The sequence below is a fragment of the Amycolatopsis rifamycinica genome (assembly GCF_000695625.1).
In the GTDB taxonomy this organism is placed as follows: domain Bacteria; phylum Actinomycetota; class Actinomycetes; order Mycobacteriales; family Pseudonocardiaceae; genus Amycolatopsis; species Amycolatopsis rifamycinica.
Window position 1 is genome coordinate 15,119 of sequence record NZ_JMQI01000030.1, and the last position, 18,688, is coordinate 33,806.

Below are 18,688 nucleotides of genomic sequence, written 5' to 3' on the forward strand. Positions count from 1 at the left end.
GCAGCCCGGCAACTCCTCTGGCACAGCGCGCACGGAACACCGCTTATCTGGGACGATTCAGGAATGGCCACACGACCCTCCGCCGACCACGTCCTCGCCGGCCGACCCTTCCCGCTCGGGGCCCACCCCGAGGCAGGCGGGGTGCGGTTCGCGATCACGTCCGCCGTCGCGGACGCCGTCGACCTGTGCCTGATCGACGCCGACGGGTCGGAACGCCGGATCGCGCTCACCGAGCGCACCTTCGGCGTCTGGCACGGCCTGGTCCCCGGGGTGACGCCGGGGCAGCGCTACGGCTACCGCATCCACGGCCCGTACGACCCGGCCCGCGGCCTGCGGTGCAACCCGCACAAGCTGCTGGTCGACCCGTACGCCCGGCAGATCACCGGCGGCCTGACCGACCTGACCGCGGCCCAGGGCTTCACCGGCGACCCCGAACGCGGGCCGATGTCCACTGTGGACTCCCTGGGCAGCGTGCCGCTGTCGGTGGTCACCTCGCCCGGCGGCCCGGACACCGGGATCAAGCCGGAGGTGCCGTTCGAGGAGGCGGTGGTCTACGAGCTGCACGTCAAGGGCTTCACCCAGCAGCACCCCTTCATCCCCGAGGCTCTGCGCGGCACCTACCTCGGCTTGGCCCACCCGGTGGCGATCGAGTACCTGACCCGCCTCGGCGTCACCTCGGTCGAGCTGCTGCCGGTGCACGCGTTCCTCGACGAGCCGTCGCTGATCCGGGCCGGGCGGCACAACTACTGGGGGTACTCGCCGCTCGGGTTCTTCGCCCCGCACGCCGCCTACGCCAGCGAGCCCGGCCACGAGGTCGAGGAGTTCCGGCTGATGGTGGCCGCCCTGCACGCGGCCGGCATCGAGGTGATCCTCGACGTCGTGTTCAACCACACCTGCGAGGGCGGGCCGGACGGGCCGACGCTGAGCTTCCGCGGGCTGAACGCGCCGGTGTACTACCTGCACACCGACCGCGGGCACATGGCCGACATCACCGGCTGCGGCAACACCCTCGAAGCCGGCTCGCCGACCGTGGTCCGGCTGGTGACCGACTCGCTGCGGTACTGGACGCAGGAGATGGGCGTCGACGGCTTCCGGTTCGACCTCGCCAGCACGCTCGGGCGGCCGCGCGGCGGCGCGTTCGACCCGGCGTCGACGCTGCTGACGGCGATCACCACGGACCCGGTGCTCTCGCGCTGCAAGCTGATCGCCGAGCCGTGGGACGCGACCGGCGAGGGCTACCGCGTCGGCGGCTTCGGCGCCCAGTGGGCGGAGTGGAACGGCCGCTACCGCGACACGATCCGCGACTTCTGGCGCGGCGCGACCGGCGTCCGCGACCTCGCCTACCGGCTGTCCGGTTCGTCGGACCTGTACGACCACAACCTGCGGCGGCCCTGGCAGTCGATCAACTTCGTCACCGCGCACGACGGCTTCACGCTGCGGGACCTGGTGTCCTACAACGAAAAGCACAACGAGGCCAACGGCGAGGACAACCGCGACGGCACCAACGACAACCGCTCGTGGAACCACGGCGCCGAGGGCGACACGGCCGACCCGGGGATCCGGGCGCTGCGGGCCCGGCAGGCCCGGAACATGTTCGCGACGCTGCTGCTGTCCACCGGCACCCCGATGCTGACCATGGGCGACGAGTTCTGGCGGACCCAGCGGGGCAACAACAACGCGTACTGCCTCGACGACGAGACGTCCTGGTTCGACTGGACCCCGGACGACTCCGAGGCCGAGTCCATGCTGGCGTTCGCCCGCCGGGTCGTCCGGCTGCGGGCGAACAGCCCGGCGCTGCGGCAGCCGGAGTTCTTCGAAGGCCGGACCACGCCGACCGGCAAGCCGGACCTGGTCTGGTTCCGCCCGGACGGCGAGGAGTTCGGCGAAAGCGACTGGTTCGAGGACCGCCACACGCTCGGCATGTGGATCGACGGCTCGAACAGCCAGGCCCGCAACCGCGAGGGCGAGCTGGTCCCCGACCACTCGTGGCTGCTGTGGCTGCACGCCGGCGACGGCCCGGCCGAGGTGGTCCTGCCGGGGCGCGAGTACGGCGAGACGTTCAAGCCGACCCTCGACACGAGCACCGCCGACGGCAGCCCGGCCAACCCGGGCCCCCTCGAAGCCAAGAGCCGCGTGACCGTCCAGTCCCGGTCCCTGCTCCTGCTCCGCGCCCCCCGCCTGGCCGCCGAACCCCACCCCGAACCCTACTGACCCGTACCCACCCACGCGACCAAAAGGTCAACACCCGTGTCTGGACGGTCGACACGCGTGATCAGAGGGTCGACACGCGTGCTTGGAGGGTCGACACGAGCCAGCCGCCGTGTCGACCCCTCAATCACGCGAGTCGGCTGTTCAATCACGCGTGTCGACCCTTCGGACACAGGTGAGTCGTCCGTTCGGGTACGGGTCTCGGCCGTTCGGGTTCGCGTGTCGGGCGGGTGGGAACGTGGGGTGGGGACCGCCCGGGCGTAACCTGCCGGACACGTGGGCGGAACTCGTTGCGCCGGAAGCGTTTCGGATGATCCCGTTTGGGTACAGGGATAGAGAACCCTGCCTCGTGGGCGCTTGATCGAGTCAGGCAGACTGTCGCCGTCTGCGTCCAACCGAAACAGTGAAGGGCGTTGCCCATGACCGGCCGGCTCGGCATCGACGACGTCTCCCCCAGCGTGAGCTGCGGCCGGTATCCGGCCAAAGCCGTTGTGGGGGAACACATCCCGGTCTTCGCGACCGTCTGGCGCGAGGGCCACGACGCCGTCGCGGCGACAGTCGCGTGGCGCGGTCCGGAAGACCGGCTGACGCGCCAGACGCGGATGGTGCCGCGCGGCCCCGACCACCCCGACGAGTTCTCCGCGGTGATCGCCCCGGACACCACCGGGCTGTGGACGTTCCGGGTCGACGCGTGGGGCGACCCCTGGGCGACGTGGGAGCACGCCGTCGAGGTGAAGGTCGCCGCCGGGCAGGGGCCCGAAGACCTCGCCAACGACCTCGAGAACGGCGCCCGGCTCATCGAGCGCGTCTCCCGCCGCCCCGACCGCCGGGGCGAGAAGGCGCTGCTGACCGGTGCGGTGAAGGCCCTGCGCGACGAAGAGCGCAGCCTCGCCGAGCGCGTCGGTCCCGCGCTGTCGCCCGAGGTCCGCCAGGTGATGCACGAGTTCCCGGTGCGGGAACTGATCACCAAGGGCAAGCCGCAGAAGATCTGGGTCGACCGCCGCCGCGCCGCGTACGGCTCCTGGTACGAGCTGTTCCCCCGCTCGACCGGCGGACTCGACGCCGAGGGCAAGCCGGTGCACGGCACCTTCGCCACCGCCGCGAACGCGCTCGACCGGGTCGCGAAAATGGGCTTCGACGTCGTTTACCTCCCGCCGATTCACCCGATCGGGCGAGTGAACCGCAAGGGTCCCAACAACACCCTCGACGCCAAGCCGGAGGACGTCGGCTCGCCGTGGGCGATCGGCGCGGACGAGGGCGGCCACGACGCCATCCACCCCGAGCTGGGCACCTTCGAGGACTTCGACGCCTTCGTCGCGCGGGCGGAGGAGCTCGGCATGGAGGTGGCGCTCGACTTCGCGCTGCAGGCCGCGCCCGACCACCCGTGGGTGCTCAAGCACCCCGAGTTCTTCACGACGCGCCCCGACGGCTCGATCGCCTACGCGGAGAACCCGCCGAAGAAGTACCAGGACATCTACCCGATCAACTTCGACAACGACCCCAAGGCCGTCTACGAAGAGATGCTGCGGGTCATCACCGTGTGGATCGACCACGGGGTGAAGATCTTCCGGGTCGACAACCCGCACACCAAGCCACCGGACTTCTGGGCCTGGCTGATCCAGTCGGTCAAGGACGCCCACCCGGACGTGCTGTTCCTGGCCGAGGCGTTCACCCGCCCGGCGCGCCTGTGGGGCCTGGCCCGGCTCGGCTTCACCCAGAGCTACACCTACTTCACCTGGCGCACGAGCAAGCAGGAACTGATCGACTTCGCCATCGACCTGCGGGAACACTGGAACGAGGGTCGGCCGAACCTGTTCGTCAACACGCCGGACATCCTCCACGAGTCGCTGCAGCGCGGCGGCCCCGGCATGTTCGCGTTGCGGGCCGCCCTCGCGGCGACGATCTCGCCGACGTGGGGCGTCTACTCGGGGTACGAGCTGTTCGAGCACGTCGCGGTCCGCGAAGGCAGCGAGGAGTACCTCGACTCCGAGAAGTACCAGCTGCGCCCGCGCGACTTCGAGGGCGCACTCGCCGAGGGGCGTTCGCTGGAGCCGTGGCTGGCGAAGCTGAACGCCGTCCGCCGCGCCCACCCGGCGCTGCAGCAGATGCGCACCCTGCACTTCCACCACATCGACAACGACGCGCTGCTGGCCTACTCCAAACAGGACCCGGCCACCGGCGACACCGTGGTCACGGTCGTCACCCTCGACCCGTACGGGCCCCAGGAGGGCACGCTCTGGCTCGACACCGGCGCCCTCGGTTTCGAGGCGCACGAACGGCTGATCGCCCACGACGAGGTCACCGGCGACACGTGGGACTGGGGTCCGGCGAACTACGTCCGGCTCGAACCGTGGCGGGCGGTGGCGCACGTGGTGTCGGTGAGACGACGGCTGGCCGGCTGAGAACGGAAGGACAGGAATCCGAGGGACTGAGGTGGAGCACATGGCGGATGAGGCCCGGCCCGACGCGGCACTGGGGCTGGAGGGCGTGCCGCACACCGGCGAGGCGATGACCGCCGACGGCATGCTGGTGGAACCGCAGGCCGGGGACTTCCGGTCGGCGCAGCAGGCGCCGAGCAACCCGGAGTGGTTCAAGGGGGCGGTGTTCTACGAAGTGCTGGTGCGCGCGTTCGCCGACTCCAACGGCGACGGCACCGGCGACCTGCGCGGCCTGGCCGGGCGCTTGGACTACCTGGCCTGGCTGGGCATCGACTGCCTGTGGCTGCCGCCGTTCTACGCCTCGCCGCTGCGCGACGGCGGGTACGACATCAGCGACTTCCGCGCGGTGCTGCCGGAGTTCGGCAGCGTCGAGGACTTCGTCTTCCTGCTCAACGAGGCGCACCGGCGCGGCATCCGGGTGATCACCGACCTGGTGCTCAACCACACCTCGGACGCGCACCCGTGGTTCCAGCAGTCCCGCAGCGAGCCCGACGGCCCGTACGGCGACTACTACGTGTGGAGCGACGACGACTCCCGCTACGCCGACGCGCGGATCATCTTCGTCGACACCGAGACGTCGAACTGGACCTACGACCCGGTCCGCGGCCAGTTCTACTGGCACCGGTTCTTCTCCCACCAGCCCGACCTGAACTACGAGAACGTCGACGTCCAGAACGCGATGATCGACGTCCTGCGGTTCTGGCTGGACCTGGGCATCGACGGGTTCCGCCTGGACGCCGTGCCGTACCTGTTCGAGCAGGAGGGCACCAACTGCGAGAACCTGCCGCGCACGCACGAGTTCCTCAAGCGCTGCCGCAAGGTCGTCGACGACGAGTACCCGGGCCGGATCCTGCTGGCCGAGGCCAACCAGTGGCCCTCGGACGTCGTCGAGTACTTCGGCGACCCGGCGGTCGGCGGCGACGAGTGCCACATGGCGTTCCACTTCCCGCTGATGCCGCGGATCTTCATGGCCGTGCGCCGCGAATCCCGGTTCCCCATCTCGGAGATCCTCACCCAGACCCCGGAGATCCCCAGCGGCACGCAGTGGGGGATCTTCCTGCGCAACCACGACGAGCTGACCCTCGAGATGGTCACCGACGAAGAGCGCGACTACATGTACGCGGAGTACGCCAAGGACCCGCGCATGAAGGCCAACATCGGCATCCGGCGCAGGCTGGCGCCGCTGCTGGACAACGACCGGAACCAGCAGGAGCTGTTCACAGCGATGCTGCTGTCCCTCCCCGGTTCGCCCGTTCTGTACTACGGTGACGAGATCGGCATGGGAGACAACATCTGGCTCGGCGACCGCGACGCGGTGCGCACCCCCATGCAGTGGACCCCGGACCGCAACGCCGGGTTCTCCTCCTGCGACCCGGGCCGGATCTACCTGCCGGTGATCATGGACCCGGTGTACGGCTACCAGGGCCTCAATGTCGAGGCGCAGTCGAACAACGCGTCCTCGCTGCTGAACTGGACCCGCCGGATGATCGAGGTGCGCAAGCAGCACCACGCGTTCGCCGAGGGCGAGTTCGTCGACCTCGGCGGGTCCAACCCGAGCGTGCTGGCCTACAAGCGGCAGTGGCGGCGCCCGGACGGCGGCGAAGACGTCGTGCTCTGCGTGAACAACCTCTCCCGGTTCCCGCAGCCGGTGGAGCTGGACCTGTCCGCGCACCGCGGGTGCACGCCGGTGGAGCTCACCGGTGGCGTGCGGTTCCCCAGCATCGGGGACCTGTCGTACCTGCTGACGCTGCCCGGGCACGGCTTCTACTGGTTCCAGCTGACGAACCCGGGAGACGAAGGCGAAGCGAGGTGAGTCCCTTGTCCGACCCGCGCGAGCTGGTCGACAACCTGACCGGCGACCTGAAGCGCTGGCTGCCGGAACAGCGGTGGTTCGCCGGCAAGGACCGGCCGGTGACCGGCGTCCGCACGCTCGGCGTGACCGAGCTGGTGTCCGGCGATCCGCAGCTGCTGCACGTCGTGATCGAGGTCGCCCAGGACGACCGGCGCGAGCCCTACCAGCTGCTGGTGGGCCGGCGGACGCACCCGCCGGAGATCGCCTCGACCAGCTGGATCGGGGCCGCCGGCGACCTCAACGCCTACGAGGCGTCCGGCGACCTGGACGTCACCGGCGTGCTGCTGGACCTGATGGCCCGCGAGGAGCGGGTCGGCTCGCTGGTCTTCGAGCACGAGCCCGGTGTCGAGCTGGACACCGGCCTGCGGGCGCGGCCGATCACGTCGGAGCAGAGCAACACGTCCCTGGTCTACGGCGGGCAGTACATCCTCAAGCTGTTCCGGAAGCTGACGCCGGGCAAGAACAAGGACCTGCTGCTGCACCGCGCGCTGCAGGGCGTCGGCAGCAAGCACATCGCCCCGGTGCTCGGGTCGGTCACCGGCGACCTGGACGGCGAGCCCACCACGGTCGGCATGCTCCAGCAGTTCGTGTCCGACGCGGTCGACGGCTGGGCGATGGCCACCACCAGCGTCCGCGACCTGATGGCCGCGCCCGAACTGCACCCCGCGGAGGTCGGCGGCGACTTCGCCGGCGAGGCGGAGCGGCTCGGACGGGCGGTCGCCGAGGTGCACGCGGACCTGGCCGAGGCGCTCGGCACGGAGGCCGTCGACGCCGACGAGCTCGAACGCTCGACGAAGGCGATGCTCGACCGGCTCGACACGATCGCCGGGCGGGTGCCGGAGCTGGCCCCGCACGCGCCGAAGCTGCGGGCGGCGTTCGAGAAGATGCGCACGCTGCCCACCGGCTCGGTGGCCATGCAGTACATCCACGGCGACCTGCACCTCGGCCAGGTGCTGCGGACGGTCGGCGGCTGGCTGCTCATCGACTTCGAGGGCGAGCCCGCGGCCCCGGTCGAGGAACGCCACGCGCTCAGGTCGCCGTTGCGCGACGTCGCGGGCATGCTGAGGTCGTTCGACTACGCGGCCCAGCAGATGCTGGTCGGCCAGCCGGACGAGCCGGCGCTGGCCGAGCGCGCCCACGAATGGTCGGAGCGCAACCGGGCGGCGTTCTGCGAGGGCTACGCCGCGATCGCGGCCGACCCGCGCGAGCAGGGCGAGCTGCTGCGCGCCTTCGAACTGGACAAGGCGGTCTACGAGGTGGGTTACGAGCACGCGAACCGGCCGGACTGGCTGGGCGTGCCGCTCGCCTCGATCGCCCGGATCACTAGCGGAGGGACGACACCGTGAACGCGGCTCCCGAAGGCCTCCCGGCCGCGGCCCCGCCGGCCGCGGACATCGACCGGCTGCTCGCCGGCTCCCACCACGACCCGCACTCGGTGCTGGGCGTGCACGCGGTGGGCAAGGGCTTCGCGGCCCGGGCGCTGCTGCCCGGCGCGAAAGCCGTCACGCTGTGCGCGGGCGAGCAGCGGTACCCGATGGACCCGGTGATCGACGCGCTGTTCGCCGTCGCCGTGCCCGAGCACCCCGGCGACTACCGCCTCGAGGTCGAGTACGACGGGCACACCGCCACCGCCGACGACCCGTACCGCTGGCTGCCCACGGTCGGCGAGCTGGACCTGCACCTGATCGGCGAGGGACGGCACGAGCGGCTCTGGGAGGCGCTCGGGGCGCACGTCCGCTCGTACGAGACGCCGAACGGGGTCGTCGAGGGGACGTCGTTCGCGGTGTGGGCGCCGAACGCGCGCGGCATCCGCGTGATCGGCGACTTCAACGGCTGGGACGGGCGCGGGCACCCGATGCGCTCGCTCGGCTCGTCCGGCGTCTGGGAGCTGTTCGTGCCCGGGGTCGGCGCGGGCACCTGCTACAAGTTCCGGATCCTCGGCGCCGACGGGAACTGGCGCGAGAAGGCCGACCCGATGGCGTTCGGCACGGAGCAGCCCCCCGCGACGGCTTCGGTCGTGACGCAGTCGGCGTACCTGTGGCAAGACGACGAGTGGGTCGCGCAGCGCGAAGCCACGCAGTGGGCCGCGGCGCCGATGAGCGTCTACGAGGTCCACCTCGGTTCGTGGCGGCCCGGTCTCGACTACCGCGAGCTGGCCGAGCAGCTGGGCGACTACCTCGTCGAAACCGGTTTCACGCACGTCGAGCTGCTGCCGGTGTCGGAGCACCCGTTCGGCGGCTCGTGGGGCTACCAGGTGACGTCGTACTACGCGCCGACGTCCCGCTTCGGCTCGCCGGACGACTTCCGCTACTTCGTCGACCGCCTGCACCAGCGGGGGATCGGCGTGCTGGTCGACTGGGTGCCCGCGCACTTCCCGCGGGACGCCTGGGCGCTGGCGAAGTTCGACGGCACCGCGCTGTACGAGCACGCGGACCCGCGCCGCGGCGAGCAGCCCGACTGGGGCACGCTCGTGTTCGACTTCGGCCGCAACGAGGTCCGCAACTTCCTGGTCGCCAACGCCCTGTACTGGATCGAGGAGTTCCACCTCGACGGCCTGCGCGTCGACGCGGTGGCGTCGATGCTGTACCTCGACTACTCCCGCAAGGAAGGGGAGTGGCTGCCCAACCAGTACGGCGGGCGGGAGAACCTCGACGCGGTGCGGTTCCTGCAGGAGCTGAACGCGACCGTCTACAAGCGACACCCGGGCATCGTGATGGTGGCCGAGGAGTCGACGGCCTGGCCGGGCGTCACGCGCCCGACGCACCTGGGCGGGCTCGGGTTCGGCTTCAAGTGGAACATGGGCTGGATGCACGACACGCTCCGGTACCTGTCGCACGAGCCGATCCACCGGGCGTACCACCACAACGAGATGACGTTCTCGCTCGTGTACGCGTGGAGCGAGAACTTCGTGCTGCCGCTCTCGCACGACGAAGTGGTGCACGGCAAGGGCTCCCTGTGGGGCCGGATGCCGGGCGACGCCTGGAACAAGGCGGCCGGGCTCCGGTCGCTGCTGGCGTTCATGTGGGCGCACCCGGGCAAGCAGCTGCTGTTCATGGGCGGCGAGTTCGGCCAGCCGGGGGAGTGGTCGGAGCAGCGCTCGCTCGACTGGCACCTCATGGAGGAGCCGCTGCACCTGGGCGTGTGGGAGCTGCTGCGGTCGCTGAACACGGTCTACCGGACCTGCCCGGCGCTCTACAGCCAGGACACCTCGCCGGACGGCTTCCGCTGGATCGACGCGAACGATTCGAGCGGCAACGTGCTGAGCTTCCTGCGCATCGGCGCCGACGGCTCGCGCCTGGCCTGCGTCGCGAACTTCGCCGGCGTCCCGCACCACGACTACCGCGTCGGCCTGCCTTCCGCAGGCCGCTGGGTGGAGGTCGTCAACACCGACGCGGAGGCCTACGGCGGCTCCGGCGTCGGCAACCTCGGCGCGGTGGAGGCGACGGAGGAGCCCTGGCACGGCCAGCCGGCCTCCGCGATCCTCCAGCTCCCACCCGCCGGCGTCCTCTGGCTGGTGGAAGAGACCCCGGAGACCCCCGAACTCCCGTAACGAAAGAGGCATCACGCGTGTCCCGAGGGGCATCACGCGTGCTTGGAGGGGCATCACACGCGATGCCCCTCCAATCACGCGAGATGCCCCTCCCAGCACAGGTGATGCCCGTCCGGTCACGCGAAAGGTCTCGGCTGGGCGGGTGTGGCGGGCTTACCATCGGGGGATGGGCGGCTCCGGTGGCGTCCTCGCGAACCTGATCCTCTTCGCCGTGGTCTGTCTCGCGCCCACGGTGCTGTTCTGGTGCGCCCTGCACGTCCCCCGGCTGATCGCCTGGATCCGCGAGAAGCGTGCGGAACCGCAACCGGAAAGCCCGCCGATCGAACGCGTCGTCGCGGACCTGCGGCGGGTGCACCGGCTGCTCGCCGGTTACCCGGCCGGGACGCCGGCCGCGCGGCGGCTGGGCACCCGGCAGGCCTACGACGAGCTCCTCACCGTGGCCTGCCGCCAGGTCGGCGTCCCGCACCGGCTCGGGGAGCTGCCCGAGGGGATGGACCGCGAGATCGAACGCCTGCGCGTCGAGCAGTCGCTGCGGGAACGCGGGCTGGCCGTGCCCTGAGTTGTACGGGCCGTGTACGCGCGCCGGGCACGCTGCCGGCATGCGACTCCTGATCGGCTTCGTGGCGCTGCTCCTGCTCGGCCTCGCGCCGTCGGCCCAGGCGGCGGCGAACTTCCCGCGGCTGGACGCGGCGACCGTCGACGGCTTCCGGCTCACCGCCGGCGACAGCTTCGCCACCTACGGCTCCCGGATCACCGCGCTGGACGCGAAACTCCCGCCGCGCGGGCTCACCTCGCTGCTCGCCGACACCAACCGGAAGGCCCGGCCGCTCTGTCACGGCACGTACCTGGCGACGGCCTTGAAGCCCGCCGGCTTCTGCTGGGAAGACGCCAACGACGACAAGACCAACGACTGGATCCCGCAGGGCCTCACCGGCTCCGGCGACGCGGACCCGGCGACCGGGACCGCCGGCGGCAAGCGCGTCGTCGCGACGTCGTGGCACACCCCGGGCGACACCATGGTCCGCTTGTCCTTTGTGGACGCCACCGGCCTCGGTTACCGGCACGTCCTGCTGGTGGAACCGACTTCCGGCACCGACTTCCGGGTCGTCACCGGTCACGGGCACGGCATGACGTGGGCCGGCAACCGGCTGTTCGTGGCGACCACCGGCGGCCTGATCCGCGTCTTCGACACCACGCACTTCTGGCCGGTCGACGCCGGCGCGGGGACGGTCGGCCTGGGCGCCGACGGCCGGTACCACGCGGCGTTCTACGACTACGCGATGCCGCAGATCGGCGCGTACTGGTACCCGGGCGGCGGCGCGTGCACGACGGCGATCGACACGCACCCCTGCCTGTCGACGTTGTCGTTCGACCACACCGATTCGACGTTCGTGACCGCGGAACACGTCCCCGCGGCGGCGGGCGGCCGGATCCTGCGCTGGCCGTTCGACGCGGCCTCGGGCGGGCTCAAGACGGCGTCCGACGGGCAGGTGCACGCGGCCGAGGGCTTCTCGTCCCCGGTGTGGGGCATGCAGGGCGCGGTGTCGCGCAACGGCTACTTCGTGGTGACGGGTGTGTGCCCGGAGTACGCGGGCGTGGCGGGCGACCACCCGTCGTGCCTGCACGGCGGCGTCGGCGGCACGTCGACGTCGAGGCTGGCCGGGCAGGCGCCGGTGAACAGCCAGAACCTGTCCTCTTGGCCGGCCACGGGCGAGCTGTGGCTGCTCAACGAGCAGCTGCGGGAACGCGTGGTCGTGCACGTCCCGTGGACGACGCTCACGGGACGCCCCTGAACTGCGGAAACCCCGCCACCGTGAGCCGGTGGCGGGGTTTCCGTGACGAACTGCCGCTCAGTCCAGGTAGTCCCGCAGGACCTGGGACCGCGACGGGTGACGCAGCTTCGACATCGTCTTCGACTCGATCTGCCGGATGCGCTCCCGGGTGACCCCGTACACCTGGCCGATCTCGTCGAGCGTGCGCGGCTGGCCGTCGGTGAGGCCGAAGCGCAACCGGACCACGCCCGCCTCGCGCTCGGACAGCGTCTGCAGCACCGACTGGAGCTGGTCCTGCAGCAGCGTGAACGACACCGCGTCGACCGCGACGACCGCTTCGGAGTCCTCGATGAAGTCGCCGAGCTGGCTGTCGCCCTCGTCGCCGATCGTCTGGTCCAGCGAGATCGGCTCGCGCGCGTACTGCTGGATCTCCAGGACCTTCTCCGGGGAGATGTCCATTTCCTTCGCGAGCTCTTCCGGGGTCGGCTCGCGGCCGAGGTCCTGGAGCAGCTCGCGCTGGATGCGGCCCAGCTTGTTGATGACCTCGACCATGTGCACCGGGATGCGGATGGTGCGGGCCTGGTCGGCCATCGCGCGGGTGATCGCCTGGCGGATCCACCACGTGGCGTACGTCGAGAACTTGTAGCCCTTGGTGTAGTCGAACTTCTCCACCGCGCGGATCAGGCCGAGGTTGCCTTCCTGGATCAGGTCCAGGAACGCCATGCCGCGGCCGGTGTAGCGCTTGGCCAGCGAAACGACCAGGCGGAGGTTCGCCTCGAGCAGGTGGTTCTTGGCGCGCTCGCCGTCGCGCACGATCCACTTGAGATCGCGGCGCATCTGCGTGACGAGCTTCTCGCCTTCCTCCTCGGCGGTGCGCACGCGCTCGGCGGCGTAGAGCCCGGCCTCGATCCGCTTGGCGAGCTCCACCTCCTCCTCGGCGTTCAGCAGCGCGACCTTGCCGATCTGCTTGAGGTAGGCCCGCACGGAGTCGGCGGACGCGGTGAGCTCGGCGTCCTTGCGCGCCTGGCGCAGCGCCTCGGACTCCTCCTCGTCCCAGACGAAGTCCGGGTTGTCGGAGCTCTTGGCCGCCTTGTCGGCCGCGGCACCGCGGCGCCGCTGCGCCGGGGTCTCCTCGTCCGACTCCTCGTCGTCATCGTCGTCGTCGGCCGTGTCCGGCTCGTCGTTGACCGTTTCGTCGACGACGTCGACCTCGACCTCTTCCAGGTCCGACAGGTCGGGGGTGTCCAGTTCGACGTCGTCCTCGAGGTCGACGGGACCGTCCGGCTCGCCGTCTTCGGTCTTCGCGCCCTTGGTCGCGGGCTTCTTCGCCGGCGCCTTCTTGGCCGGGGCCTTCTTGGCGGTGGTGGTGGTCTTGCGGGCCGCCGGCTTCGCCGTCCCGGTGGCTGCCTCTTCGGCCGGCTCGCCGGCTGCGGTCGCTGTCTTCGTCCCGCCTCGGGTTGCGGTTCTTGCGGCTGCCACTTACGCCCTTTCGCAGCGGTCGATCACGACGAGCAACGGCACGGGTGCCACTGCTGCATCACATTCGGGGATCACGCCTCGGCCTGCGGTTTTGCCCTCCGCAGCCGTGGGCCGTGTTCCATTGTAACGACGGTACGCGCATGCGGTGCGAAGCGATCACCCTCAGAGCCGAATCAGTGCTCGATGCCCTCCGCCGCGGCGGCCGCGGCGCCCACGATGCCGGCGTTGTTCTGCAGGCTCGCCACCAGCACCGGAGTGCGGATGTCCAGCAGCGGCACCCATTTCTCGGCCTTCTTGCTGACCCCGCCGCCGACGATGAACAGGTCGGGCCAGATCAGGTTCTCCAGCACGGTCAGATAACGGTGCACGCGCTTGGCCCATTCGGGGTAGGAGAGCCCCTCGTTGTCCTTCACCGAAGCGGCCGCGCGCTTCTCGGCGTCGTGGCCGTCGATCTCGAGGTGGCCGAATTCGGTGTTGGGGACGAGCTTGCCGTCCTGGAACACCGCGCTGCCGATGCCGGTGCCGAAGGTGAGCAGCGCGGTGACGCCCTTGCGCGCGACCGGGTCGCCGAAGCGGATCTCGGCCATGCCCGCCGCGTCGGCGTCGTTGAGCATCGCGATCTGGTCGACGCTGCGGCCGAGCCGCTTGGCGAACAGCGCGTCGGCGTCCGTGCCGATCCACTGCTTGTCGATGTTGGCGGCGGTGTGCGCGACGCCCTTCTTGACCACCGCGGGGAGCGTGACGCCGACCGGGCCGTCCCAGCCCGCCTGCGTGACGATGTCGTGCACGACGTCCGCCACCGCCGACGGCGTGGACGGCTTCGGCGTCTCGATCCGGATCCGGTCGCCGATGAGCTGCCCCTTCTCCAGGTCGACCAAGGCGCCCTTGATCCCGCTGCCGCCGATGTCGATGCCGAAACCTCGGCGGGTCGCCTCCACCACGGACGTGGTCCCTTCTCGCACGATTCAGAAGCCTGCCTCGGAGACTTTAACCGGATGTGGTGACATGTCGGACGTGGGAGTTGACGAGTCGTTGCTGAAAAGCGTCGCGGTGCAGGTCGCGACGGACGCCGCCGAGCTGGTCCGCGAGGCCTGGGAGGGCATGGCGTCCGGTCGTGCGGTCGCCGTCGGGACCAAGTCCGGGGCCACCGACGTGGTGACCGCGGTGGACCACGAGTCCGAGCGCCTGGTGCGGGACCGGCTGGCCGCGCTGCGGCCGGGCGAGCCGGTGCTGGGCGAGGAAGGCGGCGGTGCCGCCGGCGACGGCGTCACGTGGGTGGTCGACCCGATCGACGGGACGGTCAACTTCCTCTACGGCCTGCCGTGGTTCGCGGTCTCGGTGGCCGCGCAGGTCGGCGGGGTGTCGGTGGCCGGCGCGGTGGTCGAGCCGGCGACCGGCCGCGTCTGGTCGGCGGCCCGCGGTCAGGGAGCGTTCCTGGACGGACGGCGGCTGGCGGTGTCGGCCCCGGAAGCCCTGGAGGTGACGCTGGTCGGAACCGGTTTCGCGTACTCGCCGTCCCGGCGGACGCGGCAGTCGCGCTTCGCGGCCTCGCTGCTCGGGCAGGTGCGGGACATCCGCCGCAACGGAGCGGCGTCGCTGGACCTGTGCGCGGTGGCGGCGGGCTGGCTGGACGCGTACGTGGAGCACGGTCTCAACCGCTGGGACTGGGCGGCGGGAGCACTGATCGCCGCGGAGGCGGGCGCGGAGGTCGCCCTGCCGGGCACGGCGCCGGAGCTGGGCGCGGACGCGACGTACGCGGCGGCGCCTTCGATCGCGGCCCCACTGCGGAAGGTGTTGGCGGACTGCGGCGCGGCGGAGGTCTGAGCGGGTCCCGCTGACCGGGGCGGTCGGTTCGTTCGCGTCCCCGGAGCGTCGATTCGCGTCCTTGGCGGGTCGACTCGCGTGAGTGGAGGGTCGACTCGCGGTCCGACCGTTCCGGAGCGGCGGAGTTCAGCGGGGCGGCCGAGTTCAGCGGGCGTGGGCCGGTCCCGTGTGGCGCGCGGAATCCACTGATCGGCGGAGTCCAGCGAGGCGTTCGCCGCGGGTCAGCAGGCCACGTCGCGGGCCGAGGCCAGCAGGGTCTGGTCGACCACCGGCGCCTTCGCTCCCGCGGACTGCTCGTTGCCGCCGCCGCCCTGGTGGGTCCGGGACCAGTCGGCGAGCTGCGTGATGATCTGGCGCGCCTCGGCGCGCGGCCGGAGGTCGCCGAAGAGGGTGCCCGTCACCACGTCGACGCTCGCGTCCTTGCGGTTGTCCTGGACCAGTTCGGCGCAGGGCACCACGAGGCTGAGCGTCCGGGCCGCGGTGACGCCGTTCTCGCCGAAGCGGATCTGGCCGCGGCACTTGGCCTCGCGGTTCTCGTACGCCGGGTCGTTGGCCGGGTCGGCGGCGCCCGTGAAGCCGAGCTCGCGCAGCGCGGTCGTCGTGATGCCGCCCTGGCCGCGGCTGCCCGAGGCGTTGAGGACCCGGTAGGCGACCTTGTCCGGCGGGACCGGGGCGCGGTCGTCGAGCGCGTTGTGGGGCAGGCTGCTGAACGTGACGCCCGGCGGCGGGCTCGGGGGCGGGTCGCACTTGACGGCCTCGTCGACGTCGCCCTTGCCGATGGCGGCGTTCACCCAGACGATGATCGCGCCGAGGGCGAGCACGCCGATGACGATCAGCGCCGGCAGCGGCTTGTGCTTGCGATACGGCCGCGCCCCACGGTCCCCGATGCCGTTCCCCGACGCCACCCGCCCGTCCCTTCCCGAACACGAAAACCGACCGTGCGTACCGGGCACCGTCGAGGCCGCTCAGCCTAGGCGCTGCGGCCGGCGCACCTGGTCGGGGGTCACCCGCTCGGGTCCCCCGGCTGTTCCTGCGGTACCGGGCCCCAGCCGGACCGATCCCCGTGCAGCGATCGCACCACGCCGGGGCCGGCCGGGGCAAGCGGACACGGGTCGCGCGTGAAGTTCTCCACCCGCGCGCAACCCGAACGGACGACAACGCGTCTTACCTGCGGGTTCCCCCTGTCGGGTGACGATTCCCCGGCAATGTCTGACTCGTTGCAGAACCCGCACAGCGGTGAGCTACCCTTCCCGGGCTCCGGCCGCAGGAAGAGGCCCAAAAAGAAGAGACCTCGGTCACTTCGGCCGTCGGGCACAAACAGGGGCCCTGGAACGTTGACCAGCGGCACGGCGGACTCCCGGCGCATCCGGGAGTCCGGGAAAACGACTACACAAGCTGATCGCAGGGGTGAGGGACACATGGCTACCGACTACGACGCTCCGCGCCGCAGCGAAGCCGACGAGCTGGCCGAAGACTCGTTGGAGGAGCTCAAGGCCCGGCGGAACGAGAACCAGTCCGGCGTCGTCGACGTCGACGAGGACGCGACCGCCGAGAACTTCGAGCTGCCGGGTGCCGACCTTTCCGGGCTTTCCGGTGAGGACATGACCGTCAAGGTGGTGCCGAAGCAGGCGGACGAGTTCACCTGTTCCGTGTGCTTCCTGGTGCACCACCGGAGCCGGCTGGCCGAGGACAACGGCGGACGCCTGATCTGCCGCGACTGCGCCTGAGCCGCGCAGAGGGGTTCTCGGACACAGGGGACGAACAGACGCGACGGAGAGCCTCGAGGGACACGGGGAAGGCTCGAAGCGCGCTGGGGACAAGGGGGCCGGCCGGCAGGCCGGCCCCCTTCCATGTCCGGACCGTGTCCGGTCAGGAGCTTTTGAGCAGCTCGGCGACGCGCCCGGGGTGCCGGGTGCTGAACAGCCAGTACGGCGTCGGGTCGTTCGCGTCGGTGAGGTGCACCTTCACGACCGGGCCGACCCAGCCGCGGTGCAGCACGTAGGCGGCCGGGTCGCCGTCGCGCCCCAGCGCCTTGCGCTTGGCCTCCTTGTCGAAGATCTCCACCTCGCCGGCGTAGCGCAGCGGCAGGTGGGCGTCGCCCACCCACAGTTCCGGCTCGGCGCCGCCGGTGATCCGGACCTTCGACCGGCCCAGCGACAGCAGCAGCGCCACGACGACCGGCAGCGCGATCACGTACGGCAGCCACGCCCGGATCCCCGGGTACCCGAGGTCGACCTCGGCCGCGAGCAGGACCGCCCCCAGCACCGGCAGCGGCCAGCCCCACCACGGGACGTACAGCCGCTCGGAGTGCCGGACCGCGGCGTTCGCGGCCGTCTTCGCTGATTCACCCACGAGTAGAGAGTAATCTCGCCGCCCGTGTCCAGCGTTCAGGTACTCCTCTCCCGGCTCGACCCGGATGTCCCGCCGCCCGCCTACGCCCGACCGGGCGACGCGGGCGCCGATCTCGTCACCACCTCGGATATCGTGCTCGGACCCGGGGAACGCGGCGTCGTCGGCACCGGCGTCGCGATCGCGCTCCCGCCCGGGTACGCGGGGTTCGTCCACCCGCGGTCCGGCCTCGCCGCCCGGGCCGGCCTCTCGGTGGTGAACACCCCGGGCACGATCGACTCGGGCTACCGCGGCGAGATCAAGGTCTGCCTGATCAACCACGACCCGGTGCACCCGCTGGAGCTGACGCGCGGCGACCGCATCGCCCAGCTGGTCGTGCAGCGGGTCGAGCACGCCGAGTTCGTCGAGGTCGATCGGCTCGACGCCACCGAGCGGGGCGACGGAGGCTACGGCTCGACGGGCGGACACGCCACACTGGGAGCACCGGCGCTCGCCGCGAGCGCCGCCACGGGGGAAGGAACGGAGAAGTAGTGGGGATTTTCGGACGCAAGCGGCGGACCGAGGGCGGGTCCGCCGGACGGCACGCCGCGCCCGAGGCCGATGACACTTTCGAGGACGAGGCGTACGACGAGGAATCGGAGCTTTCGGACGTCTCCGACGGCCCGTTCGACGTGGCCGACTTCGAAGACGACGGCATCCCGCGGATCGACCTCGGCTCGGTGAAGGTGCCGGTGCCGGACGGGTCCCAGGTCCAGGTCGAAATGGACCCGGAGGCCGGGGGCGTGCGCGCCGTGCACGTCGTCACCGAGCAGGGCCAGATCACGGTCAGCGCGTACGCCGCGCCGCGCTCGGGCGGGCTGTGGCGGGAGGTCAGCTCCGAGCTGGCCGACCAGCTGCGGTCCGACGGCGCCAAGGTCACCCTCGGCCGCGGCGTGTGGGGCCTGGAGATCTCGGCCATCATCGGCGACGTCGCCCTGCGCTTCGTCGGCGTCGACCGGCCCCGCTGGATGCTGCGCGGCGTCATCGCGGGCCCCCAGTCGGAGGCCGCGGCGGCCGTCGAGGTGCTGCGCGAGATCGTCCGGCGGACCATCGTCGACCGCGGCGACGCGCCCATGCCGGTCCGCACGCCGCTGACCATCACGCTGCCCGACGCGGTCGCCGAGCACATCGCGGCCCAGCAGCAGCAAGGCTGACACCACCCGAAAGCCGTGAACGA

General features: G+C 71.2%; 15 protein-coding genes. 11 read left to right on the forward strand and 4 right to left on the reverse strand.

Annotation, left to right across the window (positions count from 1 at the left end):
* Nucleotides 1–63 precede the first annotated feature (63 nt).
* The 7 genes from glgX (at nt 64) to DV20_RS16395 (ending at nt 11,841) form a co-directional block, all read left to right on the forward strand.
* Nucleotides 64–2,211 carry a glycogen debranching protein GlgX gene (gene glgX / locus DV20_RS16365; protein WP_043781069.1) on the forward strand — a complete coding sequence of 716 codons (2,148 nt, stop codon included), beginning with the start codon at nt 64–66 and terminating at the stop codon, nt 2,209–2,211.
* 416 nt (nt 2,212–2,627) lie between these two features.
* Complete coding sequence (locus tag DV20_RS16370; protein ID WP_043781070.1) at nt 2,628–4,610, forward strand: alpha-1,4-glucan--maltose-1-phosphate maltosyltransferase; 1,983 nt, start codon at nt 2,628–2,630, stop codon at nt 4,608–4,610.
* Between the two features lie 40 nt (nt 4,611–4,650).
* Entirely contained in the window at nt 4,651–6,459 is a 1,809-nt protein-coding gene (treS, locus tag DV20_RS16375) for a maltose alpha-D-glucosyltransferase (protein ID WP_043781071.1), read from the forward strand.
* A 5-nt stretch (nt 6,460–6,464) separates the two neighbouring features.
* Nucleotides 6,465–7,844, forward strand: coding sequence for a maltokinase N-terminal cap-like domain-containing protein (locus tag DV20_RS16380; protein WP_043781073.1), 1,380 nt, complete (start codon nt 6,465–6,467; stop codon nt 7,842–7,844).
* Nucleotides 7,841–10,048 (forward strand): 1,4-alpha-glucan branching protein GlgB, encoded by a 2,208-nt coding sequence (gene glgB, locus DV20_RS16385; RefSeq protein ID WP_043781074.1) that lies wholly within the window; start codon nt 7,841–7,843, stop codon nt 10,046–10,048. Before DV20_RS16380 ends, glgB begins: the two co-directional genes overlap by 4 nt.
* A gap of 166 nt (nt 10,049–10,214) precedes the next feature.
* The gene (locus DV20_RS16390; protein ID WP_043781075.1) at nt 10,215–10,607 is read left to right on the forward strand and encodes a hypothetical protein; all 393 of its coding nucleotides are present in this window, start codon (nt 10,215–10,217) and stop codon (nt 10,605–10,607) included.
* 40 nt (nt 10,608–10,647) lie between these two features.
* Nucleotides 10,648–11,841 (forward strand): hypothetical protein, encoded by a 1,194-nt coding sequence (locus DV20_RS16395; RefSeq protein ID WP_043781077.1) that lies wholly within the window; start codon nt 10,648–10,650, stop codon nt 11,839–11,841.
* Nucleotides 11,842–11,898: 57 nt separating this feature from the next.
* Here the strand turns inward: DV20_RS16395 and DV20_RS16400 are convergent, their stop codons facing one another.
* Both DV20_RS16400 and ppgK read right to left on the reverse strand, forming a co-directional pair.
* Nucleotides 11,899–13,299 carry an RNA polymerase sigma factor gene (locus DV20_RS16400; RefSeq protein WP_043781079.1) on the reverse strand — a complete coding sequence of 467 codons (1,401 nt, stop codon included), beginning with the start codon at nt 13,297–13,299 and terminating at the stop codon, nt 11,899–11,901.
* Nucleotides 13,300–13,472: 173 nt separating this feature from the next.
* Nucleotides 13,473–14,240 (reverse strand): polyphosphate--glucose phosphotransferase, encoded by a 768-nt coding sequence (ppgK, locus tag DV20_RS16405; RefSeq protein ID WP_084093512.1) that lies wholly within the window; start codon nt 14,238–14,240, stop codon nt 13,473–13,475.
* A gap of 64 nt (nt 14,241–14,304) precedes the next feature.
* On the opposite strand from ppgK, the gene DV20_RS16410 reads away from it, so the two are divergent.
* Entirely contained in the window at nt 14,305–15,123 is an 819-nt protein-coding gene (locus DV20_RS16410; protein ID WP_043781080.1) for an inositol monophosphatase family protein, read from the forward strand.
* A 221-nt stretch (nt 15,124–15,344) separates the two neighbouring features.
* Here DV20_RS16410 and cei read toward each other — a convergent pair whose 3' ends face one another.
* Nucleotides 15,345–16,028, reverse strand: coding sequence for an envelope integrity protein Cei (gene cei, locus DV20_RS16415; RefSeq protein ID WP_043781083.1), 684 nt, complete (start codon nt 16,026–16,028; stop codon nt 15,345–15,347).
* 513 nt (nt 16,029–16,541) lie between these two features.
* Between cei and DV20_RS16420 the strand changes: the two genes are divergently transcribed.
* The gene (locus tag DV20_RS16420) at nt 16,542–16,850 is read left to right on the forward strand and encodes a DUF4193 domain-containing protein (protein ID WP_013224476.1); all 309 of its coding nucleotides are present in this window, start codon (nt 16,542–16,544) and stop codon (nt 16,848–16,850) included.
* Between the two features lie 142 nt (nt 16,851–16,992).
* Here DV20_RS16420 and DV20_RS16425 read toward each other — a convergent pair whose 3' ends face one another.
* The gene (locus DV20_RS16425; protein WP_043781085.1) at nt 16,993–17,475 is read right to left on the reverse strand and encodes a DUF3093 domain-containing protein; all 483 of its coding nucleotides are present in this window, start codon (nt 17,473–17,475) and stop codon (nt 16,993–16,995) included.
* A gap of 24 nt (nt 17,476–17,499) precedes the next feature.
* Between DV20_RS16425 and dut the strand changes: the two genes are divergently transcribed.
* Nucleotides 17,500–18,003, forward strand: coding sequence for a dUTP diphosphatase (gene dut / locus DV20_RS16430; protein WP_043781087.1), 504 nt, complete (start codon nt 17,500–17,502; stop codon nt 18,001–18,003).
* Entirely contained in the window at nt 18,003–18,665 is a 663-nt protein-coding gene (locus DV20_RS16435; protein ID WP_043781088.1) for a DUF3710 domain-containing protein, read from the forward strand. The genes dut and DV20_RS16435 overlap by 1 nt, the downstream gene beginning before the upstream one ends.
* Nucleotides 18,666–18,688 lie beyond the last annotated feature (23 nt).

What these genes read in the sequence shown, in the direction of transcription:
- DV20_RS16395 (WP_043781077.1), top strand. Translation starts at nt 10,648, where the DNA reads ATGCGACTCCTGATCGGCTTCGTGGCGCTGCTCCTGCTCGGCCTCGCG.
- DV20_RS16410 (WP_043781080.1), top strand. Translation starts at nt 14,305, where the DNA reads ATGTCGGACGTGGGAGTTGACGAGTCGTTGCTGAAAAGCGTCGCGGTG.
- DV20_RS16420 (WP_013224476.1), top strand. Translation starts at nt 16,542, where the DNA reads ATGGCTACCGACTACGACGCTCCGCGCCGCAGCGAAGCCGACGAGCTG.
- DV20_RS16390 (WP_043781075.1), top strand. Translation starts at nt 10,215, where the DNA reads ATGGGCGGCTCCGGTGGCGTCCTCGCGAACCTGATCCTCTTCGCCGTG.
- glgX (WP_043781069.1), top strand. Translation starts at nt 64, where the DNA reads ATGGCCACACGACCCTCCGCCGACCACGTCCTCGCCGGCCGACCCTTC.
- treS (WP_043781071.1), top strand. Translation starts at nt 4,651, where the DNA reads ATGGCGGATGAGGCCCGGCCCGACGCGGCACTGGGGCTGGAGGGCGTG.
- DV20_RS16370 (WP_043781070.1), top strand. Translation starts at nt 2,628, where the DNA reads ATGACCGGCCGGCTCGGCATCGACGACGTCTCCCCCAGCGTGAGCTGC.